Here is a 20989-nt window from a genome sequence, read left to right as displayed (position 1 = left end):
CCGCCCACCGCCGCCGGGATGGCGCGGCCGGGCGCTCCCCCTATGATAGGGAGCGCGCGGCCGCTGTGCAGGGCCGGCCGCCGCGCATCCGAGATCTGGGAGACTCCAACGATGCTGTCCGTGATCCCCAACCCGCCGCGCATCGCCCTGCCCATCGTCGGCAGCGCGGACCTGTTCCCCGTCCGGCGCGTCTACTGCGTCGGGCGCAACTACGCGGCGCATGCCCGCGAGATGGGCAAGGACCCCGAGCGCGAGCCGCCGTTCTTCTTCATGAAGCCCGCCGACGCCCTCCAGATCGTGGCCGGCTCAGAAGCCGTCGATCACCCTTATCCGCCGCGCACGGAGAACTACCATTTCGAGGTGGAGATGGTGGCGGCCCTGTCCGTGGGGGGCGCCGACATCGCGGAGGCCTCCGCCCTCGATCATGTCTACGGCTACGCGGTCGGCCTCGACATGACCCGGCGCGATGTCCAGGACGAGGCCAAGCGCCTCGCCCGGCCGTGGGATCTGGCCAAGGCGGGCGACGCCTCCGCCCCCATCGGCCCGTTACACCCCGCCTCGGCCATCGGCCACCCGGACCGGGGTGCCATCACCCTGGCCGTCGACGGCACCGAGCGCCAGCGCGGCGATCTCTCGGAGATGCTGTGGTCTGTCCCTGAGCAGATCGCCTACCTGTCGGCCTACTTCACCCTGCATCCCGGCGATCTCATCTTCACCGGCACGCCGTCCGGCGTCGGCGCGGTGACGCGGGGCCGGACCATGCGCGCGGCCATCGACGGCCTCGGCGCCATCGCCTTGCGGGTCGTCTGAGGATGCTTCTGGACCGACCGCTCCTGCGGCGGCTGTTCCACCTCGGCGCGCTTGCCACGCGCGGCATGACCCTCGGCGTGCGCGGCGCGGCCATCGACGGGCAGGGCCGTGTCTGCCTCGTGCGGCACACCTACATCGCCGGCTGGCACCTGCCCGGCGGCGGGATCGAGGTGGGGGAGAGCGCCGTCGCGGCGATGATCCGCGAGTTCGAGGAGGAGGCCGGGATCGTCGTCGATCCGGCTCGGGCCCTGCGGCTCCACGGGTTCTACCACAACGGGGCGGCGGCAGGCCGCGACCACGTCGCCCTCTATGTGGCGCCCGCCTTTTCCGTGCCGGCCCCGAAGATCCCCGATCGGGAGATCGCCGAGTGCGGGTTCTTCCCCCTCGATGCCCTGCCCGAAGCGACGACGCGGGCCACCCGCGCGCGCCTGCGTGAGATTCGCGACGGCGAGCCCCCGCCGGCGCAATGGTAGCAAATCCCGCAAGAGGCGCCGGCTACGGGAATCGGTCCTCCGGCCCTTGCAACGCTCCGCGGAATGGTGTTTAGAGACGCCGTCCGGGGCCGCCGGCGGGTCTTTCCACCAGCGGCGCGGTTGTGAGCGGGTGTAGCTCAGGGGTAGAGCACAACCTTGCCAAGGTTGGGGTCGAGGGTTCGAATCCCTTCGCCCGCTCCAATTCATCCCAGACGACGCGATGCCATGGCTCACCCAGGCCGCTCGGCATTGTGAATACGACGGTCCCGATCGTTGGCTTCGTGCCGGCATCGTGGTGTGAGCGGGTGTAGCTCAGGGGTAGAGCACAACCTTGCCAAGGTTGGGGTCGAGGGTTCGAATCCCTTCGCCCGCTCCAATTCTCCCAAATTGCCTAAGCTTCATGGCGGTCCTTCGGGGCCGTTTTTGCGTTTTGGGCCGAGGATTTCCAGCTGGCCGGGAGCGTCTCGTAAGCCGGGCCCGGACAGGAACGGCGAAAGGCCGCGAACATTTCCCGGAACCGCACGTTGGGACCGGCGCTGTCGTGTGATGGCGTGCAAACGGGCAGGGTGTGCCCGATCGTGCGCCATCCGGTTCATCGCCTCCATCCCTCCGCCATCGCGCCGCGCCGCGTCCCTGCGACCGGCGTGAGTCGTCCCGGCGCCCAGTCCCGATCCAAGTCCCGATCCAAGTCCCCAGGAGTTCCCTTTGGCCGTCATACCCACACGCACGCCCGTCGCATCGACGGCCGCCATCATCGAGCCGCGCAGCACGCTCCCGCTGAACCAAGTGTCCTGGGGCGCCATCTTCGCGGGTGCCGTCATCGCGCTGGTGGCGCAGATGATCCTCAACATGGTCGGCCTCGGCATCGGTCTCTCGACCCTGAACCCCACGGGCAACGACACCCCCACCGCCGCCAGCCTCTCCACGGGCGCGGGCCTCTGGTGGGTCGTCTCGGGCATCGTCGCCTCGCTCATCGGCGGGTTTCTCGCCGGACGCCTGTCGGGCAAGCCCTCGGCCGGCACCAGCGGCTATCACGGCCTCGTCTCCTGGGCCGTGACCACCCTCGTCATCGTCTACCTGCTCACCTCCGCGGCCGGCAGCCTCATCGGCGGCGCGTTCGGTGGTATCTCCAGCGTCATCGGCGGCGCGGGTTCGGCCCTCGGCGGTGCCGCTCAGACGGCAGCCCAGACGGCCGCGCCCTCGCTCACAAAGCTGACGAATCCCCTCGACGGCATCGAGAACAAGGTCCGCCAGACCTCGGGCGGCCAGGACCCGGCCGCCCTGCGCGATACGGCGGCCCAGGCCGTGCGCGCCTATCTGTCGGGTGACGCCGCCCAGCAGGCCCAGGCCGAGGCCCGCGCCGCGGATGCCCTCGCGAAGGCGCAGGGCATCTCGCCCGACGAGGCCAAGGCTCAGGTCCAGGATTACCGCAAGCAGTACGAGCAGGCCGCGGCCGAGGCGAAGCAGAAGGCCGCCGCCGCCGCCGAGGCGACCCGCAGCGCCGCAACCCAGGGCGCGCTCTATGGCGCCCTCGCCCTGGTCCTCGGCGCGCTCGCCGCCTTCCTCGGCGGCCGCTTCGGTACCGTCGACGCGGCGCTCGCTTACGGCACCCGCCGCGACTGACCGGACCTTCCCGCCGGCCCACGGCCGGCGGACACGCCCGAACGAGAAAGGCCCCCGGATCGCTCCGGGGGCCTTTTTTTCGGATCGATCGCGCCCGCCGAGATTACTCGGCGGTCGATCCGGCACCCGGCTCGGCCAGGGCCGTGGTGGCGCTCACGTCACCGGCCTGGGCTTCGACCACGGCGGCGGCGGTGATGTTGACGATGCCGCGCGCCGTCACCGAGGGCGACAGGATGTGGGCGGGCTTGGCCGGACCGATGAGGAGCGGCCCCACCGGCAGGGCGTCGGCCAGAACCTTAGCGAACTGGAAGGCGATGTTGGCGGCATCCAGGTTCGGCAGGATCAGCACGTTGGCCGCGCCCTTGAGGTAGGAGCTCGGCATCACCCGGTCGCGGATGAGTTCCGAGAGGGCGGTGTCGGCCTGCATCTCGCCATCCACCTGCAGGTTGGGATCCCGGGACCGGATCAGGCCCAGGGCCGAGCGCATCTTCAGGGACGAGCGCGAATCCGACTGGCCGAAATCCGAATGGCTGAGGAGCGCGATCTTCGGGGTGAGGCCGAAGCGGCGGACGTGCTCGGCGCAGGCCACCGCCACGTCGGCGATCTCCTCGGCGCTCGGGTCCTGGCGCACATGGGTGTCGGCGAGGAAATAGGCGCCCTTCTTCGTCACGATCAGGCTCATGGCGGCAAAATCGAGAACGCCCGGTGCCATGCCGATCACGTCGCGGATCACCCGCAGACGCGTCTCGAACCGGCCCTCCAGGCCGCAGATCAGGGCGTCCGCCTCGCCCCGGCGCACGGCGATCGCGCCGATCACGGTGGTGTTGGTGCGCACCAGGGTGCGGGCGGCGTCGGGGGTGATGCCGCGCCGGCCGGCGACCTCGAGGTAGGTGGCGACGTAGTCGCGGTAGCGCGGATCGTCCTCGGGATCGATGAGGTCGAAATGCTCGCCCTGGCGCAGGGTGAGGCCGAAGCGCTTGATCCGGGTCTCGATGACGCGCGGGCGTCCGACCAGGATGGGCCGCGCCACCCCGTCCTCGATGATGGCCTGTGCGGCGCGCAGGACGCGCTCGTCCTCGCCCTCGGCGTAGATGACCCGCTTGGGGTTCTCCTTGGCCTTGGAGAAGATCGGCTTCATGATGAAGCCCGAGCGGTGCACGAAGCGGTCGAGGCTGTCGGTGTAGGCCTGGAGGTTCTCCACGGGCCGGCCGGCGACGCCCGAATCCATGGCCGCCTGAGCGACCGCCGGGGCGATGCGCAGGATCAGGCGCGGGTCGAACGGGCTCGGGATCAGGGAGCGCGGGCCGAACGGACGGGCCTCGCCGCCATAGGCGCGGGCGACCACGTCGGACGGCGTCTCGCGGGCGAGCGCCGCGATGGCCTTTACGGCGGCCTGCTTCATCTCCTCGTTGATCGAGGTGGCGCCGACATCGAGCGCGCCCCGGAAGATGTAGGGGAAGCACAGGACGTTGTTGACCTGGTTGGGGAAGTCCGAGCGCCCGGTGCAGATCATCGCGTCGGGGCGCTTCTCCTGTGCGAGATCGGGCATGATCTCCGGGTAGGGATTGGCGAGCGCCATGATCAGCGGGTTCGGCGCCATCGTCTCGAGGTATTCGGGCTTGAGGACGCCGCCGGCCGAGAGGCCGATGAACACGTCCGCGCCCGGGATCACCTCGGCCAGGGTCCGGGCCTCGGTCTCCTGCGCGTAGATGTCCTTCCAGCGGTCCATCAGCTCGGCACGGCCCTTGTAGACCACGCCCTTGATGTCGGTGACGGTGATGTTCTCCACCTTCGCCCCGAGGGAGACGAGGAGGTTGAGGCAGGCGAGCGCAGCGGCGCCCGCGCCCGAGGTGACGATGCGGACGTCGCCGAGCTGCTTGCCGGCGAGTTCCAGCGCGTTGAGGACGGCCGCCGCCACGATGATGGCGGTGCCGTGCTGATCGTCGTGGAAGACCGGGATGTTCATTCGGGCCCGGCACTGCTCCTCGACTTCGAAGCACTCGGGCGCCTTGATGTCCTCGAGGTTGATGCCGCCGAAGGTCGGCTCCAGGGCGCAGACGACGTCGACGAGCTTGGAGACGTCGTTCTGAGCGACCTCGATGTCGAACACGTCGATGCCGGCGAACTTCTTGAACAGGACCGCCTTGCCCTCCATCACGGGCTTCGACGCCAGGGGGCCGATATTCCCCAAGCCCAGCACCGCCGTGCCGTTGGTGAGGACGGCGACCAGGTTCTGGCGGATGGTGAGGGTGGCGGCCTCCTGCGGATCGGCCGCGATGGCCTCGCAGGCGGCGGCGACGCCGGGGGAATAGGCCAGCGCCAGGTCGCGCTGGTTGCCCAGCGGCTTGGTGGCCTGGATCTCGAGCTTTCCGGGACGCGGCAGGCGGTGGTAGACGAGCGCCCCGGACTTGAGATCGTCGGACATGTTGTCGCCCATGGGCCTCACTCCCTGGATGTTGCGCCGCGCGCGCTTTGGAGCACCGTTCCGGTCGGGTCCGGGGTGCGTCGATTGAAGACCCTGTTGCACCGCCTGCGGAGTGGGCGCAACCCGCACAACGAGACCCGGATTCACCTCGCCGGATTGGCGAAACGCCACGGGTTCTCCATCGGCGCGTACTCCTACGGACGCCCGAAGGTGCGATTTCCCGAATCCGGCCGGCGGCTGACGATCGGCCGGTTTTGTTCCATCGCCGACAAGGTCGAGATCCTGCTGGGCGGCGGGCACCGCCTCGACTGGGTCTCGACCTACCCGTTCGCCGCCATGGCGGGCCTGTGGCCGGGCCTCGACGCGCCGGCGGAGTACCACGCCTCGCGCGGTGACGTGACCATCGGCTCCGATGTCTGGCTCGGCTCGGGCTGCCTCGTCCTGTCGGGCGTCACCATCGGGCATGGTGCCGTGGTGGCGGCCCACGCCGTGGTGAGCCGGGACGTGCCGCCCTACGCCGTGGTCGCCGGCAACCCCGCCCGTGTGGTGCGCCACCGCTTCGATCCCGACACCGTCGCGGCCCTCCTCGAGACCGCATGGTGGGACCTGCCGCCCGCGGCGGTGGCCGGCCTCGTGCCGCTGCTCCAGAGCGGACGCACGGACGACCTGATCGCGGCGGTCAGAACCCTCAACGGGACGCTGAACGTTGCGGGCGGCGCCTGAATCCCTTACCGGCTCTGGCTCGAAACCGATCGACAAGGCCGACCGACGATGTCCGACACGCCCCCCGACCGCCTCGCCGTGAACCCCAACAGCCCGTTCTACGACGAGAAGATCCTCGAGCGCGGCATCGGCATCCGCTTCAAGGGCGTCGAGAAGACCAACGTCGAGGAATATTGCGTCAGCGAGGGCTGGGTCCGCCTCTCCGCCGGCAAGACCCTCGACCGGGCCGGCAACCCGATGACGGTGAAGCTGAAGGGCCCCGTCGAGCCGTATTTTCGCGATGACGCTCCGGCCGAGGGCTGACGGCGCTCAGACCGGCGCCCGCTCCAGGGGGAACGGCGTCGGCTCCCAGTAAGGCTCGAGCTTCGCGCCGCGGATGTTTTCGGATTCCCAGCCGTGGAGGATCGCTGCCAGGGCCGGCCGGTCGTCGGCGAGGAGCGGCTCGGCGACGGGCAGGATCAGGCTCCGCATGTATTGGTAGATCGGCTGATCCGGATGCTTGTTCTCTCTGAAATGCGGGAGGAGTTCGGTCAGCTGCGAGCGCGCCGCCTGCAGATTGCCCAGGGCGATGTCGAGGAGGAGCCGCTCATCCGGGAAGCCAGCGAGGGCGATCGGGAACGTCTCACGGTAATAGGCCGCCCATCGTTCCAGGCCACTCAGCGACCGCAGGTGCGGCAGGGCATTGGTCTCGATCACGGAGATCGCCCTTTCGACCGTGGCGGAATCGGACCAATGCCAGTATGCGAACCGAGTCTGGTCGAACGGGTAGAGGTCACCTGCGCAGTTTCCAATCGACTCGAATCGGTTTGGCGTCGGGATGAACGATGCGAGGATCGCCCACCTGACTCGGAACGCATCGGAATTGGAGGTACGATCAAGGAAGACGCTGGAAACCGTGTGGCGAATGGGCGTCAGCCAGAGTTCACGCCCACCGGTATAGGCGAAGTCGGCATGGCGGCTAGCTAGCGGACGGAAGATTGTTCTGGCTTGGCGCGCTGTCGTCATTGTGTTGGCCTAACTTCAATAACAATAAAGCGCGTGTAATTCGGGAAATGTCTCTGTACGGTTGTTGCGTAATCAACGGCAGTTCGTGATCTAAACCCTTCATTTCCCGTTTTGGGGTCATATATGCAGACTGTTGAATCTTTTGTTTTTTCAAGTATATCGATTCTTACGATGTTTTTTCTTCCATAGCGTTCTGCCGTCCCTGAATTTCTATCGTATGAAGTTTCAGCAACGAAGTTTGGATCATTTTGAGAATTGACATCTTGGGCCATCAAATAATGAACGCGCATTCCAATAGATTGTGGCGTCGAGTATAGTCCGGACGCCTTAACGCTTGCCATGTTCCTGTCCAGCATGGACTGCACTTCTCCGTGGCGAGGGCAGGCGGCCTTCAGATCGTCCTGATCAACTTCCCCAACCCAGATTGCTTCAGGCGACAGCGCATCACCGCGCTTGTACTCACTGGCGGGTGCAACGAAGATCGCTGGACCGCTTACGATTCGTTGGGCCAGGGCTCCCAGGAGGGTCAGCCCTGCATTCACCGTTGCCGCGAACCTTGACGGTTTCGGCCGCGGAGATCGGGCATCCTGCGGGAAGGCGTCCGGCTCTGCCCGGCCCTTGATCAGGGTACTCCGTGATAGGATCGCCCCGGTATCGCCGTCGCGGATCGTCTGGGTCCGACCCGCCATTTCGAAGACGGTCTGCGTACCGTCCGGAGCGATGACGGTGTGCTGCTCGTCCCAGTCCTGATGGGGCTGGCTGCGGATGCGCAGGGACAGGACCCGCGATCCGTCCTCGGTCACGGTCTCCTCCGCCCCCGATGGGTTTTGCCCAGATGTGCCCTGGCCGCCGCCGTTCGAGGCCCAGCGTCCCCCGCCGGGGCCTCCCGCCGGCTCGCGGGGCTGGTCGGGATCGTACTTGCGGGACAGCGCCCGCTGCAGACGCACGAAGCCGAGGGTGACGGACAGGCCGGCAACGGCGGAGCGAAGACGAAGGAGTTTGGTGCGGTGATCGGGGGAGAGCGACATCGACGGGGCTCCGCAAGCGAATCCAACCATCGGTTGTGTATCAGGGTATCAGGACAATATCAATAAAAACCTATACTGGGCTCATTGTCTTTTTATTGTCGATACGCGGAGGCATCTGCTCCCCTCAGTCGGTGGGTGGAACCGCCTCCCGGGTCCGGCGCGCACCCGCGAAATTCAGCAGGGCCTGCTCGACGAGGGCATCGACGCTGCGCTCCGTCTGCGGAGTGCGGATGACGAGGCTCGCGATGGCGTCGGGGTGGTTTTTGCGCTGCTTCGGGGTGCGGGCGTGGTTGGAGATCCGGAGCGCGAAGGCGCAGCCTTCCGGCTTCAGGTAGAAACTGTCGCCCCGGGTGTTGCGGGCCACCACCGTGAAGCCGTGGGCGATCACGCCGGCGACCGCGCGGGTCAGGGCCGCCTGCGGGGGCAGGAGGCTCATGACGCAGCGGCCTGGGGCCCTCGCGCCCTCAGGGCCCGCGCCTTGAGCCGCAGGGCGGGCTTCTCGACGGCGACCCATGACGCGGCCGCCACGAGCCCGGTGAGCGCCAGGGCAGGGGGCAGCAGCAGCCAGGGCGCGGCCGCCGGCATCAGGGCGTGCAGGCTCTGCTGGATCGGCCAGCCGTAGAGGTAGATCCCGTAGGAGAGGTCGGCGCGCGGCTCGAAGGCCGGGCGGGCCAGGGCCGGGCACAGGGCCAGCCAGAGGGCGCCGTAGGCCTCGGCGAGGAACAGGGCGGCCCGGTAGAGGGGCGTGCCGTGGAGCAGGGCGGCGGCCAGGGCGAGGGCGAGAAGGGGCCAGGCCCGATGCCGGAGGCGGTCGCGCCAGAGATAGAGAGCCGAGCCGGACGCGAACAGCAGGGGCAGGCGAAAGCGCGTCTCCGCGCCCTCGGACAGGTCGGGATGGAGGAATTCCGCCGCCACCAGCCCCACGGCGAGGGCCGCCACGAGGGCCAGCGCCGGTCCGCGCCGCAGGAGGCCGAGGAGTCCGGCGACGAGCAGCCCGAGGTAGCACAGCACCTCGTACTTCAGGGTCCAGACCGTGCCCAGCGGCGAGCGGTAGGGGTTGTCCGAAAACACCCCCGGCAGGCTCGCGTTGCTCTTGAACGTCGTCAGGGTGTCGCGGATGAAAAGCCACGGGCCGGGCGCCTGAAGGTACTCGGCCAAGGGCAGGCGGGTGAGGGCGGGGCCGAGGACCAGGGCGACGATGAGGGTCGCGGCGATCACGCCCGGCAGGATGCGTAAGGCGCGGGCCAGCACGTAGTCGCGCGCTCCGCGCCGCTCCAGGCTCATGGCGACGAGGAAGCCCGAGACGGCGAAGAAGCCGTTCACCGCATGCGCCCCCAGCGAAAATCCCGTCGCCCGGGCCAGGGGCTCGTCCAAGGGCTGCCCGCTGGTGACGCTGAAGGCGTGGGAGATCACCACGGCGGTGGCGAGCACGAGGCGCAGGGCCGAGAAACCGTTGTGCGGCCGGGCCAGGGCCTGCCCGAAGGTTTTCGCGGTCACACGGACTCCTCGCGGTCCAGTCCCTCGTGATCGAGGGCGGTGCGACCGCGCAGGGCGGCCAGCGCCCCGGCCGCCGAGCCGCCGTAGCGCTCCCACAGGGCGCGGTGCCCGACGAGGCGCGCCAGGGCCGCCTTCGGCGCATTGACGGCGAGCATGCCCGGGCTCGGATCCGGCAGGCCGTACTTGGTGCAGACGTAGGCGCGCGACCAGGACTGATGCCAGCGGGTGCGGAACACCCGGCCGGGCTCCGCCGCCGAGGAGCGTCCGCGCCCGTGCAGGGCTTGCGCCCCGTGGACGTGGACGAGGGCGTAACCGGCATCGGCCACGCGCCGGCACAGGTCGTCGTCCTCGTAGAACAGGAACAGGTTCGGGTCGAAGCCGCCGAGCGTCAGGAACAGGTCGCGCCGGATCATCAGGCAGGCGCCCGACAGGAACGGCGCGCAGGCGTCGCCCTCGGGCAGGGACCGTTTGCCTTTCGGATTGGTGAGGTAGGGGGCAAGCAGCGAGCGCGGCTGGTAGAAGAATCGCCCGTCCGGCTCAACGAGGCGGGGCGCCAGGAGCCCGGCCTCCGGATAGGCGCGGGCGGCGGCGAGCAGGGCATCGATGGCGCCGGGCCGCAAGGTCACGTCGGGGTTGAGGATGAGGACGCGCTCGGCCCGGGCGGCGGCCCTGATGCCGCGATTGTTGGCCCGGCCGTAGCCCTCGTTACGCGGGCTGCGCACTACCTGCGCCCCGGCCGCCTCGGCGAGGGCCACGGACGCGTCCCGGCTGGCATTGTCGACGACCAGCGCGGGCACGTGCTCGGCGGCGAGTGCGGCGAGGCAGCCGGGCAGGGCGTGCGCGCTGTCATGGGTGACGACGATGGCGACGAGGCTCGACACGGCTCGGCAACGTCTCCAAGAGCGCCTCGGGCGCGAGGCGATTCCCTCCCCCTCGCCGGGGGAGGGAGAGTGCGCCCTACGCGCTTTTCTCGGGCAGGTTCAGGCGGATGTGGAGTTCGCGCAGCTGCTTCGGCGTCGCCTCGGCGGGCGCGCCCATCATCAGGTCCTCGGCGCGCTGGTTCATGGGGAACAGCACCACCTCGCGCAGGTTCTGCTCGCCGCAGAGCAGCATCACGATGCGGTCGATACCCGGAGCGATGCCGCCGTGCGGCGGGGCGCCGAGCTTCAGCGCATTGAGCATGCCGCCGAACTTCTCCTCCAGCACGTCCTGGCCGTAGCCGGCCAGACCGAAGGCCTTCTCCATCACCTCGGGGCGATGGTTGCGGATGGCGCCCGACGAGAGCTCGGTGCCGTTGCAGACGATGTCGTACTGGAACGCCTTGATGCCCAGAATCGTCGTCTCGTCCGCCGGATCGAGGGCGAGGAACGCCTCGCGGTCGAAATTCGGCATCGAGAACGGGTTGTGGGAGAAGTCGATCTTCTTGTCGTCCTCGTTCCACTCGTACATCGGGAAGTCGGTGATCCAGCAGAAGGCGAACTGATCTTTATCCGAGAGGTTCAGCTCGTCCGCGATGCGGATGCGGGCCTTGCCGGCGAGTGCGGCCGCCTTGGCCTCGGTGCCGGCGGAGAAGAACACGGCGTCGCCCGCCTTCGTCCCGGTTTTTTCCGCGATGAGGGCCTGGACCTCGGCCGGGATGAACTTGGCGATGGGGCCCTTGCCGGTGAGCACGCCGTCGACATCCTCGAAGATGACGTAGCCGAGGCCGGGCGCGCCCTCGGCGCGGGCGAAATCGTTGAGCTTGTCGAAGAACGAGCGCGGCTGGGTCGCGGCGCCCGTCGCCGGGATCGCCCGGACCTTGCCGCCGGACGCGATCACGCCCTTGAACGCCTTGAACGCGACGTCGTCGCGCGAAAATTCGTCGGTGACGTCGGCGATGATCAGCGGGTTGCGCAGGTCCGGCTTGTCGACGCCGTACTTCAGCATCGACTCGGCATAGGGAATGCGCGGGAATTCCTTGGTCACGCGCTTGCCGTCGGCGAATTCCTCGAAGACGCTGCGCAGCACCGGCTCGACGGACTGGAACACGTCCTCCTGGGTGACGAAGCTCATCTCGATGTCGAGCTGGTAGAACTCGCCCGGGGAGCGGTCGGCGCGCGCATCCTCGTCGCGAAAACACGGGGCGATCTGGAAGTAGCGATCGAAGCCGGCGATCATCGTCAGCTGCTTGAACTGCTGGGGCGCCTGCGGCAGCGCGTAGAACTTTCCGGGATGCACGCGGGAGGGCACGAGGTAGTCGCGCGCGCCTTCCGGCGAGGAGGCGGTGAGGATCGGGGTCTGGAACTCGAAGAAGCCGCCCTCGCGCATCCGGCGGCGGAGCGAATCGATGATCGCGCCGCGCTTCATGATGTTGGCATGCAGCTTGTCGCGGCGGAGATCCAGGAAGCGGTACTTCAGCCGCGTTTCTTCCGGGTATTCCTGGTCGCCGAACACCGGCACCGGCAGCTCGCCGGCGGGCCCGAGCACCTCGAGGTCGTCGATGTAGACCTCCACCGTGCCGGTCGGCAGGTCGGGGTTCTCGGTGCCGGCGGGCCGCGTGCGCACGCGCCCGTCGATGCGGATCACCCATTCGGAGCGGGCGAGGTTCGCCCCCTGGAACGCCTTGGAGTCCGAGTCCACCACGCATTGCGTGCGGCCGTAATGGTCGCGCAGGTCGATGAACAGCACGCCGCCATGGTCGCGAATGCGGTGGCACCAGCCGGAGAGGCGGACGGTCTGGCCGACGTCCGAGGGGCGGAGCGCCCCGCAGGTGTGGGTACGATAACGGTGCATGGCGGGCTCTATGGAATGAGCCCGGCACCATTCACGCGAGGGCGGGCAAGTCAAGGTGAGGGAACGCGGTATGCCCTCGCCGCGTCTTTCCCTCAGGTTGTAAAACTAGCGATCAATAAATCTTGAGTTTAAAAATTCTTGCGGGTGCATTTCGACCCGGTTAGGGTTCCAGCCGGAAGTCGAAGAACAGAATCACCCGATCCTCAGTCCGACATCGCCACGCGTTCGGGCTCCATGATCGTCGGCCGTGCGCGCGCATGCCCGAACGACCGTGAGCCGTCGCGTGCCTGCGCCCAGACCATCGATGCCGTTTTCCCCCGCAAAGAGGTGACGCCATGCTGATCGTCGAGAATCCCAATGCACAGACGACACTGCCCCCGGACCTGATCATCTCCGATGCCGATTTCGATGCCGTGAAGGCGCTGGGTGCCGGACCGTATTCGGTTCCGTTCGAGATCCTCGGCGAGCCGATCGTCCCCGGCTTCACCCAGGTGCCTCTCGTCCTCCAGGGCACCTTCATCCAGGTCACCAATACGGCGGGCAGCGGGGTCGCCCAGATCCAGCTGCGCTACCTGCCGACCGTGCCTTTCGTCGCGTCCCCCTCCGGAGGCAAGATCAAGCTCACGGCCAATCTGGTCAATTACAACCTTTCGATCATCGACTACACGTCGGTTTTTCAGAACAATCCTTCGTCGCCGATCATCTATCTGTCGATCCCGGCCAATCAGACGCTCATCTTCGGCGTTCAATACGTCGCCACGGGCCTCAGCGCGGTCGCGCAAGCGGTTGCGGCAACCGAGTCGGCGGGCAATCGCGGGATCGTGCAACTGACGCCCCAGGCCGGCAGCACGTTCCTGGCGACGGCGACGGTCCGGCAGTTCTTCGTCAGCCAGCAGGGCAGTCCCCTCGTGCCCATCGCGGCGGCGGCCTATTCCGTTCCGATCGGTGGCGGCCCTGTGATCGCCGGCTGAGGGGGCCGCGCCATGCCCCCGTCGGATGCCGAACTGATGACGCTGGCCGGGATCGCCTACGGCCACCCGGCCGACATTCCCGACTACCTCGACCGGGACGCGCTGACGCATGGGGTGTGGCAGGCCGTCTGGATCGCCCGGGCGGAAATGGTGCCGGTCAACTTCGCCTATCTGACCCGGAACCTGCGCGACGGCGGCTATGCCGTCGCCATCCGGGGGACCTACCCGAACCCGTTCTCCCCGGCCTACTGGGAGGACGGCAATCAGGATTCGCCCTTCGGTCCGATGGCGGAATGGCCGTCCGGCGTGCCGAGCGATCCCGGCGGGCCCGATCCGCAGGTCTCGGGTGGGACCTGGGCGGGGTTCTCCGGCCTCCTCGCCCTGCAGGACGCGGCCGGCACCACACTCGCGCAGGCCCTCGACCGCCTGCCCGCCGACGCCCCCCTCTCGGTCACCGGGCACAGCCTCGGCGGAACGCTCGCCCCCGTCCTGGCGCTCTGGCTGGCCGGGCGCGATCCCGGCCGAATCGCGGACGTGACGACCTTCGCCGGCATGACGCCCGGCAACGGCGCGTTCGCCGCCCTGTTCGGTCCGGGGACCGCGCTGGCCGGCCGGGTGAGGCGGGTCTACAACACCCTCGACAGCGTGCCGTATGGCTGGGACGACGTGCTGGCCACCCGCGGCTTCTTCCAGCCGGCTCCCCAGGGCGGCGTGCTCCTCGATCTCGCCCTGCACGCCACGGCATGGCGCCTGCGGGATTACGGCTACACGGCCATCGGCACGCCCGTCCCGCTTCCGGGGCGCGTCGAGCCGCCGTCGATCGCCTGCACGCCGATCGCGTTCGTGATCGAGACGCTGCACCAGCATATGCCCGACACCTACCTCGGCCTGCTCGGCGCTCCGCCGCTGCCGTTCCGACTCGGGCTCGGGGCCGTGGTCGCGCCGATCGACCATCCGGTTGCCGCTCTCCTCGCCGCGCACCGGGTGCCCCCCGCCTATCTCCGCTGAAGATTCGGAGGCGCGGCCCGTTCGGCGGCGCTCCGGCGGGTCGGCCACTCCGTCCCGCGCCTGCGCCGGCAAGCCGGATCGGGGCCCGCGACGATCCAATACCGATTCGGCGATACGATCTCGCGTGCGGGGTCAACCTCCGATATAGCCGAATTCCATGGACCTGATCTCGACCACGCACGCCCTCGCCGAGGCCTGCGACCGTTTCGCCGCGCACCCCTTCGTCACCGTCGATACGGAGTTCATGCGCGAGACCACCTACTATCCGAAGCTCTGCCTCATCCAGATGGCGGGGCCGGACGGGTCGGGGGTGCTCGTCGATCCGCTCGCACCCGACCTCGACCTCGCGCCGTTCTTCGCGCTGATGGCCGACGAGGGCGTGGTCAAGGTGTTCCACTCCGCCCGGCAGGATCTCGAGATCATCTGGCTGCTCGGCGGCCTGCTGCCGCAGCCGTTCTTCGACACGCAGGTGGCCGCCATGGTGTGCGGCTACGGCGATTCGGTCTCCTACGAGCAACTCGTCAACGACGTGGCGAAGGCCAAGATCGACAAGTCCTCGCGCTTCACCGACTGGTCGCGCCGGCCGCTCTCCGACGCGCAGCTGACCTACGCCCTGTCCGACGTCACCCACCTCGTGAAGGTCTACGAGGTTCTGGCCGGCCAGCTCCTGTCCACCGACCGGGGCGAGTGGCTCGACGAGGAGATGAGCGTCCTCACCTCGCCCGAGACCTACAAGGCCGACCCGTCGCAGGCCTGGCGGCGTCTCGCCGGCCGCATGCGCAAGCCCCGCGAAATCGCCGTCCTCATCGAGGTCGCCGCCTGGCGCGAGCGCGAGGCGCAGAGCCGCAACGTGCCGCGCGGGCGCATCCTCAAGGACGAGGCCGTGATCGATGTCGCCTCCTCGGCGCCGCGCAGCGTCGAGGCCCTGGGACGCCTGCGCTCGATTCCCGCCGGCTTCGAGCGCTCACGCACGGGCACCGACATCCTCGCCGCCGTCGAGCGCGGCTTCGCCCGCGACCTCGCCGACATCGCCCTGCCGGAGCGCAGCCGCAGCCGCGGCGGCAACGGGGCCCTCGTCGAACTGCTCAAGGTGCTTCTGAAGGCCGTGTGCGAGACCGAAGGCGTCGCCCCGAAGATCATCGCTTCCGTGGACGATCTCGAAGCCATCGCGGACGACGACGAGGCCGACGTGGCCGTGCTGCACGGCTGGCGCCGGGCCCTGTTCGGCGAGAAGGCGCTGGCCCTCAAGGCCGGCCGCCTCGCCCTCTCGGCCGAGCGTGGGCGCGTGGTGGTGCGCGAACTGGATTAACGGTCGCCGGGGAGCGCGCGGTGGAGCTGAAATGGCTGGAGGATTTCCTCAGCCTCGCCGAGACTCGCAGCTTCTCCCGCTCGGCCGAGGCGCGCCGCGTCACGCAATCGGCCTTCAGCCGCCGGATCCAGGCCCTGGAACTCTGGCTCGGCGTCGGCCTCATCGACCGCAGCACCTACCCCACGACCCTGACCCCGGCGGGCCGGCGCTTCCGCGAGACGGCGGAGGAGACCGTGCGGATGCTCCATGCGAGCCGCGTGGATCTCCGCGCCGGCACCGGGGCGGGCGGGCCGGTGGTGAGCGTCACCGCCCTCCACACCCTGTCGCTCGCCTTCTTCCCCGCCTGGTTCCGGACCATCGAAGCGCGCACGGGTCCCATCGGAACGCGTCTGCTGCCGGATGATTTTCACAACTGCCTCCAGGCCATCGCCGAAGGCGGCTACGACTTCCTCCTGACCTTCCACCACCCGAGCGTGCCGATCCTCCTCGACCCGGACCTCTATCCGCACCGCGTCGTCGGGGCGGACGGGCTGGTGGCGGTGCACAGTCCCGGCCTGCCGGCCCCCACGGCGGAGGCGCCGGCCCCGCTCCTGGCCTACGCGGCCGACACGTTCCTCGGGCGCGTGAGCCTGTTCGCGCAGGCGCAAGGGGCGGCCCCGCCGGGGCGGATCGCCCACACCAACGCCATGGCCGAGGCGCTGAAAGCCATGGCCCTGGAGGGCCACGGGCTCGCCTTTGTGCCGCGCAGCCTCGTCACCCGGGAATTGGCCGAGGGCCGGCTGGTCGCGGCCGGACCCGACGTGCCCTTGGAGATCCGGCTCTACCGCAGCCGCGCCCGTACCCGTGCCGCCGTCGAGGCGGTCTGGGCAGCGGCCGAAGACTATTCGCAGATCGCATAAGGCGTTCCGACACGGCATTGGCCCCGCGTGCCGCGCTGCGTCATGCCTCGTCCCGTCGCACGGACGGGGAGGGAACGATGCTGGGAATCCTGGGCGGCATGGGGCCGATGGCCACCGTGGACTTCATGCGCAAGCTCGTGGACGCCACCCCGGCAATGCGCGATCAGGACCATCCCGGAGCCCTGGTGCTCCAGGCCTGCGACATCCCCGACCGCACCCGGGCCATCCTCGGGGGCGGTCCCGATCCCCTGCCCGCCATGGCGGCGGGCCTGCGCCGCCTGGAGGCGGCGGGCGCCACCCGCATCGCGATTCCCTGCAACACCGCGCACCACTGGCACGCTGCGCTCCAGGCGCGGACGGCCCTGCCGATCCTGCACATCGTCGAGGCCGTGGCCGACGCGCTGATCGCCCGGGGGTATCGCGGTGGGCCCGTCGGGCTGCTCGCCACCAGTGGGACCCTCACAGCCGGACTCTATCCCGAGCGCTTGGCCCGGCACGGTTTCGCCTGCGTGGCCCCCGAGGATCAGGACGCGGTGATGCGGGCGATCCGCCTCGCGAAGGCCGGTGCCATGGCCGAGGCCGGCCTCCTCTTGCGCACGCAGGCGCGAGGCCTGATCGCAACCGGCTGCGGGCAGGTGGTGCTCGCCTGCACGGAGATTCCCCTGGCCCTCGCCGCGTCCGGCGAGAGCCTCGGAGACCCCCTCCTCGATGCCACCGAGGCGCTCGCCCGGGCCTGCATCGGGGCCTGCGATACGCCCGTGCGCCGGGCCGCGTAGCCGCGTCAATTCGCCTTGGCGTCGATGGTCAGGCGGTCGAGGACGGCGGCGGGCGTCGGGGCGGCGCTGAACTCCAGCATGCCGATGCCGGTGCCGTTCTTGGGCCGGACGCTCAGGAACAGGGTGCCGGGCTTGGCCACGAACTGGCCCATGGCCGCGCCGATGGCCTTGGCGCCGGCCGAATTGCCGAGGATCGCCGGCACGCCGTAGAGGCTCGCCGTGGCGTATTCCTGCTTCAGCTCCTCGGGCTTCAGGCTGAGCACCTTGGACTGGGCCGCGATGAAGCGCTCGAACAGGCCGGTATTCTCGATGGTGAGATCGAGTGCCTTCGCCGTGGCCGACAGCATGGCGAAGCCCGACACGCCCGCATCGGGATCGAACACCTCGGGGCCGATGCCGCCGAGCATGCCATTGATCCGCACCGTGCCCATGTCCTTGCCCGAGATCGAGACTTCACCGAGCTTGAGCTCCTTGGCCGCCGCGTCCCAGGCCGTGTCGGCCACCACGGTCAGATCGAGGTCGCGGTAGCCGTAGAGGCCGAGGGAGCCGAGGCCGGGCACGCCGGCCACGGCGGAGGCCGGCAGGGTCAGGCCCGACAGGTTGACGCGCCCGGCCGTGGGGACGCCGTCGCGGGGCGCACCGAAATTCATCGCGGCCGTGCGCAGGCCGACATGCATCGGCTCGGCCTTCACGGCCGGGTCCGCAGGTTTGGCGCCCGCTTCGCCTGAAAGATCGAGGCTGAGATCCGTCAGGGCCACCGTGCCGATCACCGGAGTGAGCCGGCGCAGGTCCTCGTCGGTGGCGTCGGGCATCGCTGCGAGCTTGCGCAGGGCCGCGATGGTGGGGGCGAGGGAGAAGCCGTTGAGCGACAGGCGCGCGAGCTTGGCGTCGATCCCGTTGCTCGTGAGGACGATGTCCTGGAGACTCGCATCCGAGCCGCCGACGAGAATGCGGCCGATGCCGAGGTTGAGTGGGGCTGGGCCCTTGGTGTGCTGGATGCTGAGGCCCGTGGCTTCGAAGCCGCCCAGGGTTGCCGATTCGGCGAGATCGGCCGCCGTGGCCGAGAGCTTGGCCCGGGTGGCCGGCGGCGCCTCGGCGAGGCCGGGGGCGGTGAGCGCCTTGAGGGCGCCGGCCCAGGTGCCCGGCACCGGGCGGGCGCTGAGGTCGCGTCCCAGGATGCGGGCGATTTTCACCGCCGTGCCGTTCGCGTCGACGAAGGCCACGTCCGCGACGGAGAATGCGCCGTAGATCCGCTGCAGGGCCCCCTTTCCGTCACCCGGCTCGGTGTAGAGCCGGGCCAGGGCGGCGAGATCGAGATCGGTGGCTCGGAGCGCGCCGTAGGACCCGGCGCCCTTGCGGTCGCCCTCGACGGTGAGGAGTGCCCCGGCGGAGGTGAGCTCCGCGATCCGCCCGGCGCGCACGTCCTTGGCGACCACGTCGCGGTAGGTCACCGTTTCGCGCGTACCCTCGACGCGCAGGTCCGGGATGACGAGGCTCGCCGCATCGAGCCGGGCGAGGCGCGCCGCCACGGGCTCGGGGCCGGGCCGGAGCAGGGCGAGCAGCTCGTCCTTCGACAGGCGCGTGCCGCTCACGGTGACGCGCGCGGCCTTCAACACCGCGTCGCCCAGCGGCAAGGTCACGTCCGTCAGGGCCACGTCCTGAACGGCGGAGGCCGCTTCCTGGGCCCAGGCGGCCCCAGGAAGTGTCGGCAGGCCGGCGCCGAGAAGAACGAGGACGCAGGCCGAGACGCCGGTCGCCCAGCGCAGGAGGGGGCGGCCTTTCGAGGGAATCATGGAGTTTTCCGGATCGCTGGCGAACGGCGCTTCGAGGAGAGGGCGCATCCGTGCCGCGTTTCGGCGCCCGTGGCAAATGCCGGTTGGTCCGCTGAGAGGTGCGCGCCGCTACAGGGAAAACGACGTGCCGCAGCCGCAGGAGGCGGTGGCGAGCGGGTTCTCGATCTTGAACGACTGGCCGATGAGGTCGTTGACGAAATCGATGACCGCTCCGCTCATGTACTCGAGCGACATGGGATCGACGAGGACCGTGGCACCGTCGCGCTCGATGGCGACATCGTCGGCCGCCCGCGCCCGTTCGATGTCGAAGGCGTAGGAGAAGCCCGAGCAGCCGCCGCCGTTCACGCTGATCCGCAGGGAGGCGCCCGGCGGCTCCTTGCCCATGATCTCGTTGATGCGCTTGGCGGCGCGGGGGGTCAGGGTGATGTCGGCCATCGTGATGCTCGGGTCTCGTCGATTGCCAGAAACGGTGTACGGCACAAGATAAGCCTGCCGGACACGCGCCGCAACGCAGCGCGACACGGGCCGGGGCAGGGGGACCATCAGTGAGGCACAACGGAGAGCGCTGGCGCGCGCCCTACGCCACCGATCCGGCGCGCACGCGCGGACGCCACATCCCCGAGCCGTCCTCGCCGACGCGAAGCGATTTTCAGCGCGACCGCGACCGGATCATCCATTCCTCCGCCTTCCGGCGTCTCAAGCACAAGACCCAGGTCTTCGTGCACCACGAGGGCGACCATTACCGCACCCGCCTCACTCACACCCTGGAGGTGAGCCAGATCGCCCGGGCGCTCGCCCGCGCCCTCGGCCTCGACGAGGATCTCGCCGAAGCACTCGCCCTCAGCCACGACCTCGGTCACACCTGCTTCGGCCACACCGGCGAGGATGCGCTGGACGCGCTGATGCGCGCGCACGGCGGCTTCGACCACAACGCCCAGGCCCTGCGCATCGTCACTCGTCTGGAGCGGCGCTATGCCGGCTTCGACGGGCTGAACCTCGCCTGGGAGACCCTGGAGGGCCTGGTCAAGCACAACGGTCCCCTGCTGGAGGCCGACGGAACGCCGACCCCGCGCTGGGCGGCGCGCGGCATCCCGGCCGCGATCCTCGAATACGACGGCCTGAACGATCTCGAACTCGCGTGCTTCGCTGGGCCGGAGGCGCAGGCGGCCGCACTCGCCGACGACATCGCCTACGACAGCCACGACCTCGACGACGGCCTGCGCGCCGGCCTGTTCGATCTCGCCGACCTGGAGGCCGTGCCGTTCCTCGCCGAGATCCTCGCCGAGATCGACGGCCTCCATCCCGGCCTCGACCCCTCCCGAAAAATTCACGAACTGGCGCGGCGGGTGATCACCCGCTTCGTCGAGGACGTCATCGCCGAGAGCGGGCGCCGCATCGCCGCCCTGGCGCCGGGCGACGTTGCCGCCATCCGCGCGGCGTCCGCCCCCGTCATCGCCTTCTCGCCCGCCATCGCGGCGGCGGATGCGGCGATCAAGACCTTCCTGTTCGCCCGCATGTACCGCCATCCCGGCGTGCTGGCCGTGCGCGCCAAGGCCGACATCATCGTCGCCGACCTGTTTTCCCGCTTCACCGCCGAGCCCGGTGCGATGCCGGAGGAGTGGTCGGCCGGGCTGGACGGCGCGAGTGCGGGCCGCGTCGCCCGGCGCGTCGCCGATTACATCGCCGGCATGACCGACACCTACGCGGTGCTCGCCCACAAGCGCCTGTTTCCGACGACGCCCGACCTGCACTGGAGTCCCGAGAGCAAGGGCTTGCCGCTCGCCGAGCCGTGACACCCGTGCCCCCCCTTGCTATGCCGCCGGCTTGAGACAGCGGCCGTTCCTGCGACGGGCGCCCGCAAGCGGATTCGTCACGAC

20 protein-coding genes and 2 tRNA genes are annotated in these 20989 nt (G+C 69.4%); 13 read left to right on the top strand and 9 right to left on the bottom strand.

Annotation, left to right across the window (positions count from 1 at the left end):
- The first annotated feature begins 111 nt into the window (after positions 1-111).
- The 5 genes from MKK49_RS02295 to MKK49_RS02275 all read left to right on the top strand — a co-directional run bounded on the left by MKK49_RS02295 (position 112) and on the right by MKK49_RS02275 (position 2906).
- Positions 112-810 (top strand): fumarylacetoacetate hydrolase family protein, encoded by a 699-nt coding sequence (locus MKK49_RS02295; protein WP_244026442.1) that lies wholly within the window; start codon positions 112-114, stop codon positions 808-810.
- Between the two features lie 2 nt (positions 811-812).
- A complete protein-coding gene (locus tag MKK49_RS02290) occupies positions 813-1283 on the top strand; it encodes an NUDIX domain-containing protein (protein ID WP_244026441.1) in 471 nt (156 codons plus the stop codon).
- A 126-nt stretch (positions 1284-1409) separates the two neighbouring features.
- A tRNA-Gly gene (locus MKK49_RS02285) sits at positions 1410-1484 on the top strand.
- 100 nt (positions 1485-1584) lie between these two features.
- Positions 1585-1659, top strand: a tRNA-Gly gene (locus MKK49_RS02280).
- A 329-nt stretch (positions 1660-1988) separates the two neighbouring features.
- Complete coding sequence (locus MKK49_RS02275) at positions 1989-2906, top strand: PhnA-like protein (RefSeq protein WP_279595273.1); 918 nt, start codon at positions 1989-1991, stop codon at positions 2904-2906.
- 103 nt (positions 2907-3009) lie between these two features.
- Here MKK49_RS02275 and MKK49_RS02270 read toward each other — a convergent pair whose 3' ends face one another.
- A complete protein-coding gene (locus MKK49_RS02270) occupies positions 3010-5343 on the bottom strand; it encodes an NADP-dependent malic enzyme (RefSeq protein WP_244026440.1) in 2334 nt (777 codons plus the stop codon).
- A gap of 84 nt (positions 5344-5427) precedes the next feature.
- Here MKK49_RS02270 and MKK49_RS02265 point away from each other — a divergent pair, with 84 nt between their 5' ends.
- Together MKK49_RS02265 and MKK49_RS02260 are read left to right on the top strand one after the other, a co-directional pair.
- On the top strand, positions 5428-6054 hold the full coding sequence (locus MKK49_RS02265) for a CatB-related O-acetyltransferase (RefSeq protein ID WP_244026478.1): 627 nt from the start codon (positions 5428-5430) through the stop codon (positions 6052-6054).
- 48 nt (positions 6055-6102) lie between these two features.
- Positions 6103-6357, top strand: a complete 255-nt coding sequence (locus MKK49_RS02260; RefSeq protein ID WP_238280594.1) for a DUF3297 family protein — start codon at positions 6103-6105, stop codon at positions 6355-6357.
- A gap of 6 nt (positions 6358-6363) precedes the next feature.
- Here MKK49_RS02260 and MKK49_RS02255 read toward each other — a convergent pair whose 3' ends face one another.
- The 6 genes from MKK49_RS02255 to aspS form a co-directional block, all read right to left on the bottom strand.
- Complete coding sequence (locus MKK49_RS02255; RefSeq protein ID WP_244026439.1) at positions 6364-7059, bottom strand: hypothetical protein; 696 nt, start codon at positions 7057-7059, stop codon at positions 6364-6366.
- Positions 7056-8087 (bottom strand): hypothetical protein, encoded by a 1032-nt coding sequence (locus MKK49_RS02250; RefSeq protein WP_244026438.1) that lies wholly within the window; start codon positions 8085-8087, stop codon positions 7056-7058. Before MKK49_RS02250 ends, MKK49_RS02255 begins: the two co-directional genes overlap by 4 nt.
- A gap of 124 nt (positions 8088-8211) precedes the next feature.
- On the bottom strand, positions 8212-8523 hold the full coding sequence (locus MKK49_RS02245) for a hypothetical protein (RefSeq protein WP_244026437.1): 312 nt from the start codon (positions 8521-8523) through the stop codon (positions 8212-8214).
- Positions 8520-9584, bottom strand: a complete 1065-nt coding sequence (locus tag MKK49_RS02240) for an acyltransferase family protein (protein ID WP_244026436.1) — start codon at positions 9582-9584, stop codon at positions 8520-8522. Before MKK49_RS02240 ends, MKK49_RS02245 begins: the two co-directional genes overlap by 4 nt.
- Positions 9581-10465: a glycosyltransferase family 2 protein gene (locus MKK49_RS02235; protein WP_244026435.1), complete on the bottom strand. Its 885-nt coding sequence runs from the start codon at positions 10463-10465 to the stop codon at positions 9581-9583. The genes MKK49_RS02240 and MKK49_RS02235 overlap by 4 nt, the downstream gene beginning before the upstream one ends.
- Before the next feature lie 76 nt (positions 10466-10541).
- On the bottom strand, positions 10542-12356 hold the full coding sequence (aspS, locus tag MKK49_RS02230) for an aspartate--tRNA ligase (RefSeq protein WP_244026434.1): 1815 nt from the start codon (positions 12354-12356) through the stop codon (positions 10542-10544).
- Positions 12357-12691: 335 nt separating this feature from the next.
- Here aspS and MKK49_RS02225 point away from each other — a divergent pair, with 335 nt between their 5' ends.
- From MKK49_RS02225 to MKK49_RS02205, 5 genes are all read left to right on the top strand, one after another.
- Positions 12692-13327: a hypothetical protein gene (locus MKK49_RS02225; protein ID WP_244026433.1), complete on the top strand. Its 636-nt coding sequence runs from the start codon at positions 12692-12694 to the stop codon at positions 13325-13327.
- Between the two features lie 12 nt (positions 13328-13339).
- A complete protein-coding gene (locus MKK49_RS02220) occupies positions 13340-14335 on the top strand; it encodes a lipase family protein (RefSeq protein WP_244026432.1) in 996 nt (331 codons plus the stop codon).
- A 157-nt stretch (positions 14336-14492) separates the two neighbouring features.
- Positions 14493-15644, top strand: coding sequence for a ribonuclease D (rnd, locus tag MKK49_RS02215; RefSeq protein ID WP_244026431.1), 1152 nt, complete (start codon positions 14493-14495; stop codon positions 15642-15644).
- A gap of 20 nt (positions 15645-15664) precedes the next feature.
- Positions 15665-16543 (top strand): LysR family transcriptional regulator, encoded by an 879-nt coding sequence (locus MKK49_RS02210; RefSeq protein WP_244026430.1) that lies wholly within the window; start codon positions 15665-15667, stop codon positions 16541-16543.
- 77 nt (positions 16544-16620) lie between these two features.
- Positions 16621-17319: an aspartate/glutamate racemase family protein gene (locus MKK49_RS02205; RefSeq protein ID WP_244026429.1), complete on the top strand. Its 699-nt coding sequence runs from the start codon at positions 16621-16623 to the stop codon at positions 17317-17319.
- A 5-nt stretch (positions 17320-17324) separates the two neighbouring features.
- Here the strand turns inward: MKK49_RS02205 and MKK49_RS02200 are convergent, their stop codons facing one another.
- Positions 17325-19112: a hypothetical protein gene (locus MKK49_RS02200; RefSeq protein ID WP_244026428.1), complete on the bottom strand. Its 1788-nt coding sequence runs from the start codon at positions 19110-19112 to the stop codon at positions 17325-17327.
- 108 nt (positions 19113-19220) lie between these two features.
- On the bottom strand, positions 19221-19547 hold the full coding sequence (locus MKK49_RS02195; protein WP_244026427.1) for a HesB/IscA family protein: 327 nt from the start codon (positions 19545-19547) through the stop codon (positions 19221-19223).
- 110 nt (positions 19548-19657) lie between these two features.
- Here MKK49_RS02195 and MKK49_RS02190 point away from each other — a divergent pair, with 110 nt between their 5' ends.
- The gene (locus MKK49_RS02190) at positions 19658-20905 is read left to right on the top strand and encodes a deoxyguanosinetriphosphate triphosphohydrolase (protein ID WP_244026426.1); all 1248 of its coding nucleotides are present in this window, start codon (positions 19658-19660) and stop codon (positions 20903-20905) included.
- Positions 20906-20989 lie beyond the last annotated feature (84 nt).

Source organism: Methylobacterium sp. J-090 (assembly GCF_022829345.1).
Classification (GTDB): Bacteria; Pseudomonadota; Alphaproteobacteria; order Rhizobiales; family Beijerinckiaceae; genus Methylobacterium.
The sequence above is the reverse complement of the archived record's forward strand: the minus strand, read 5'-3'. Positions and strand labels throughout refer to the sequence as shown.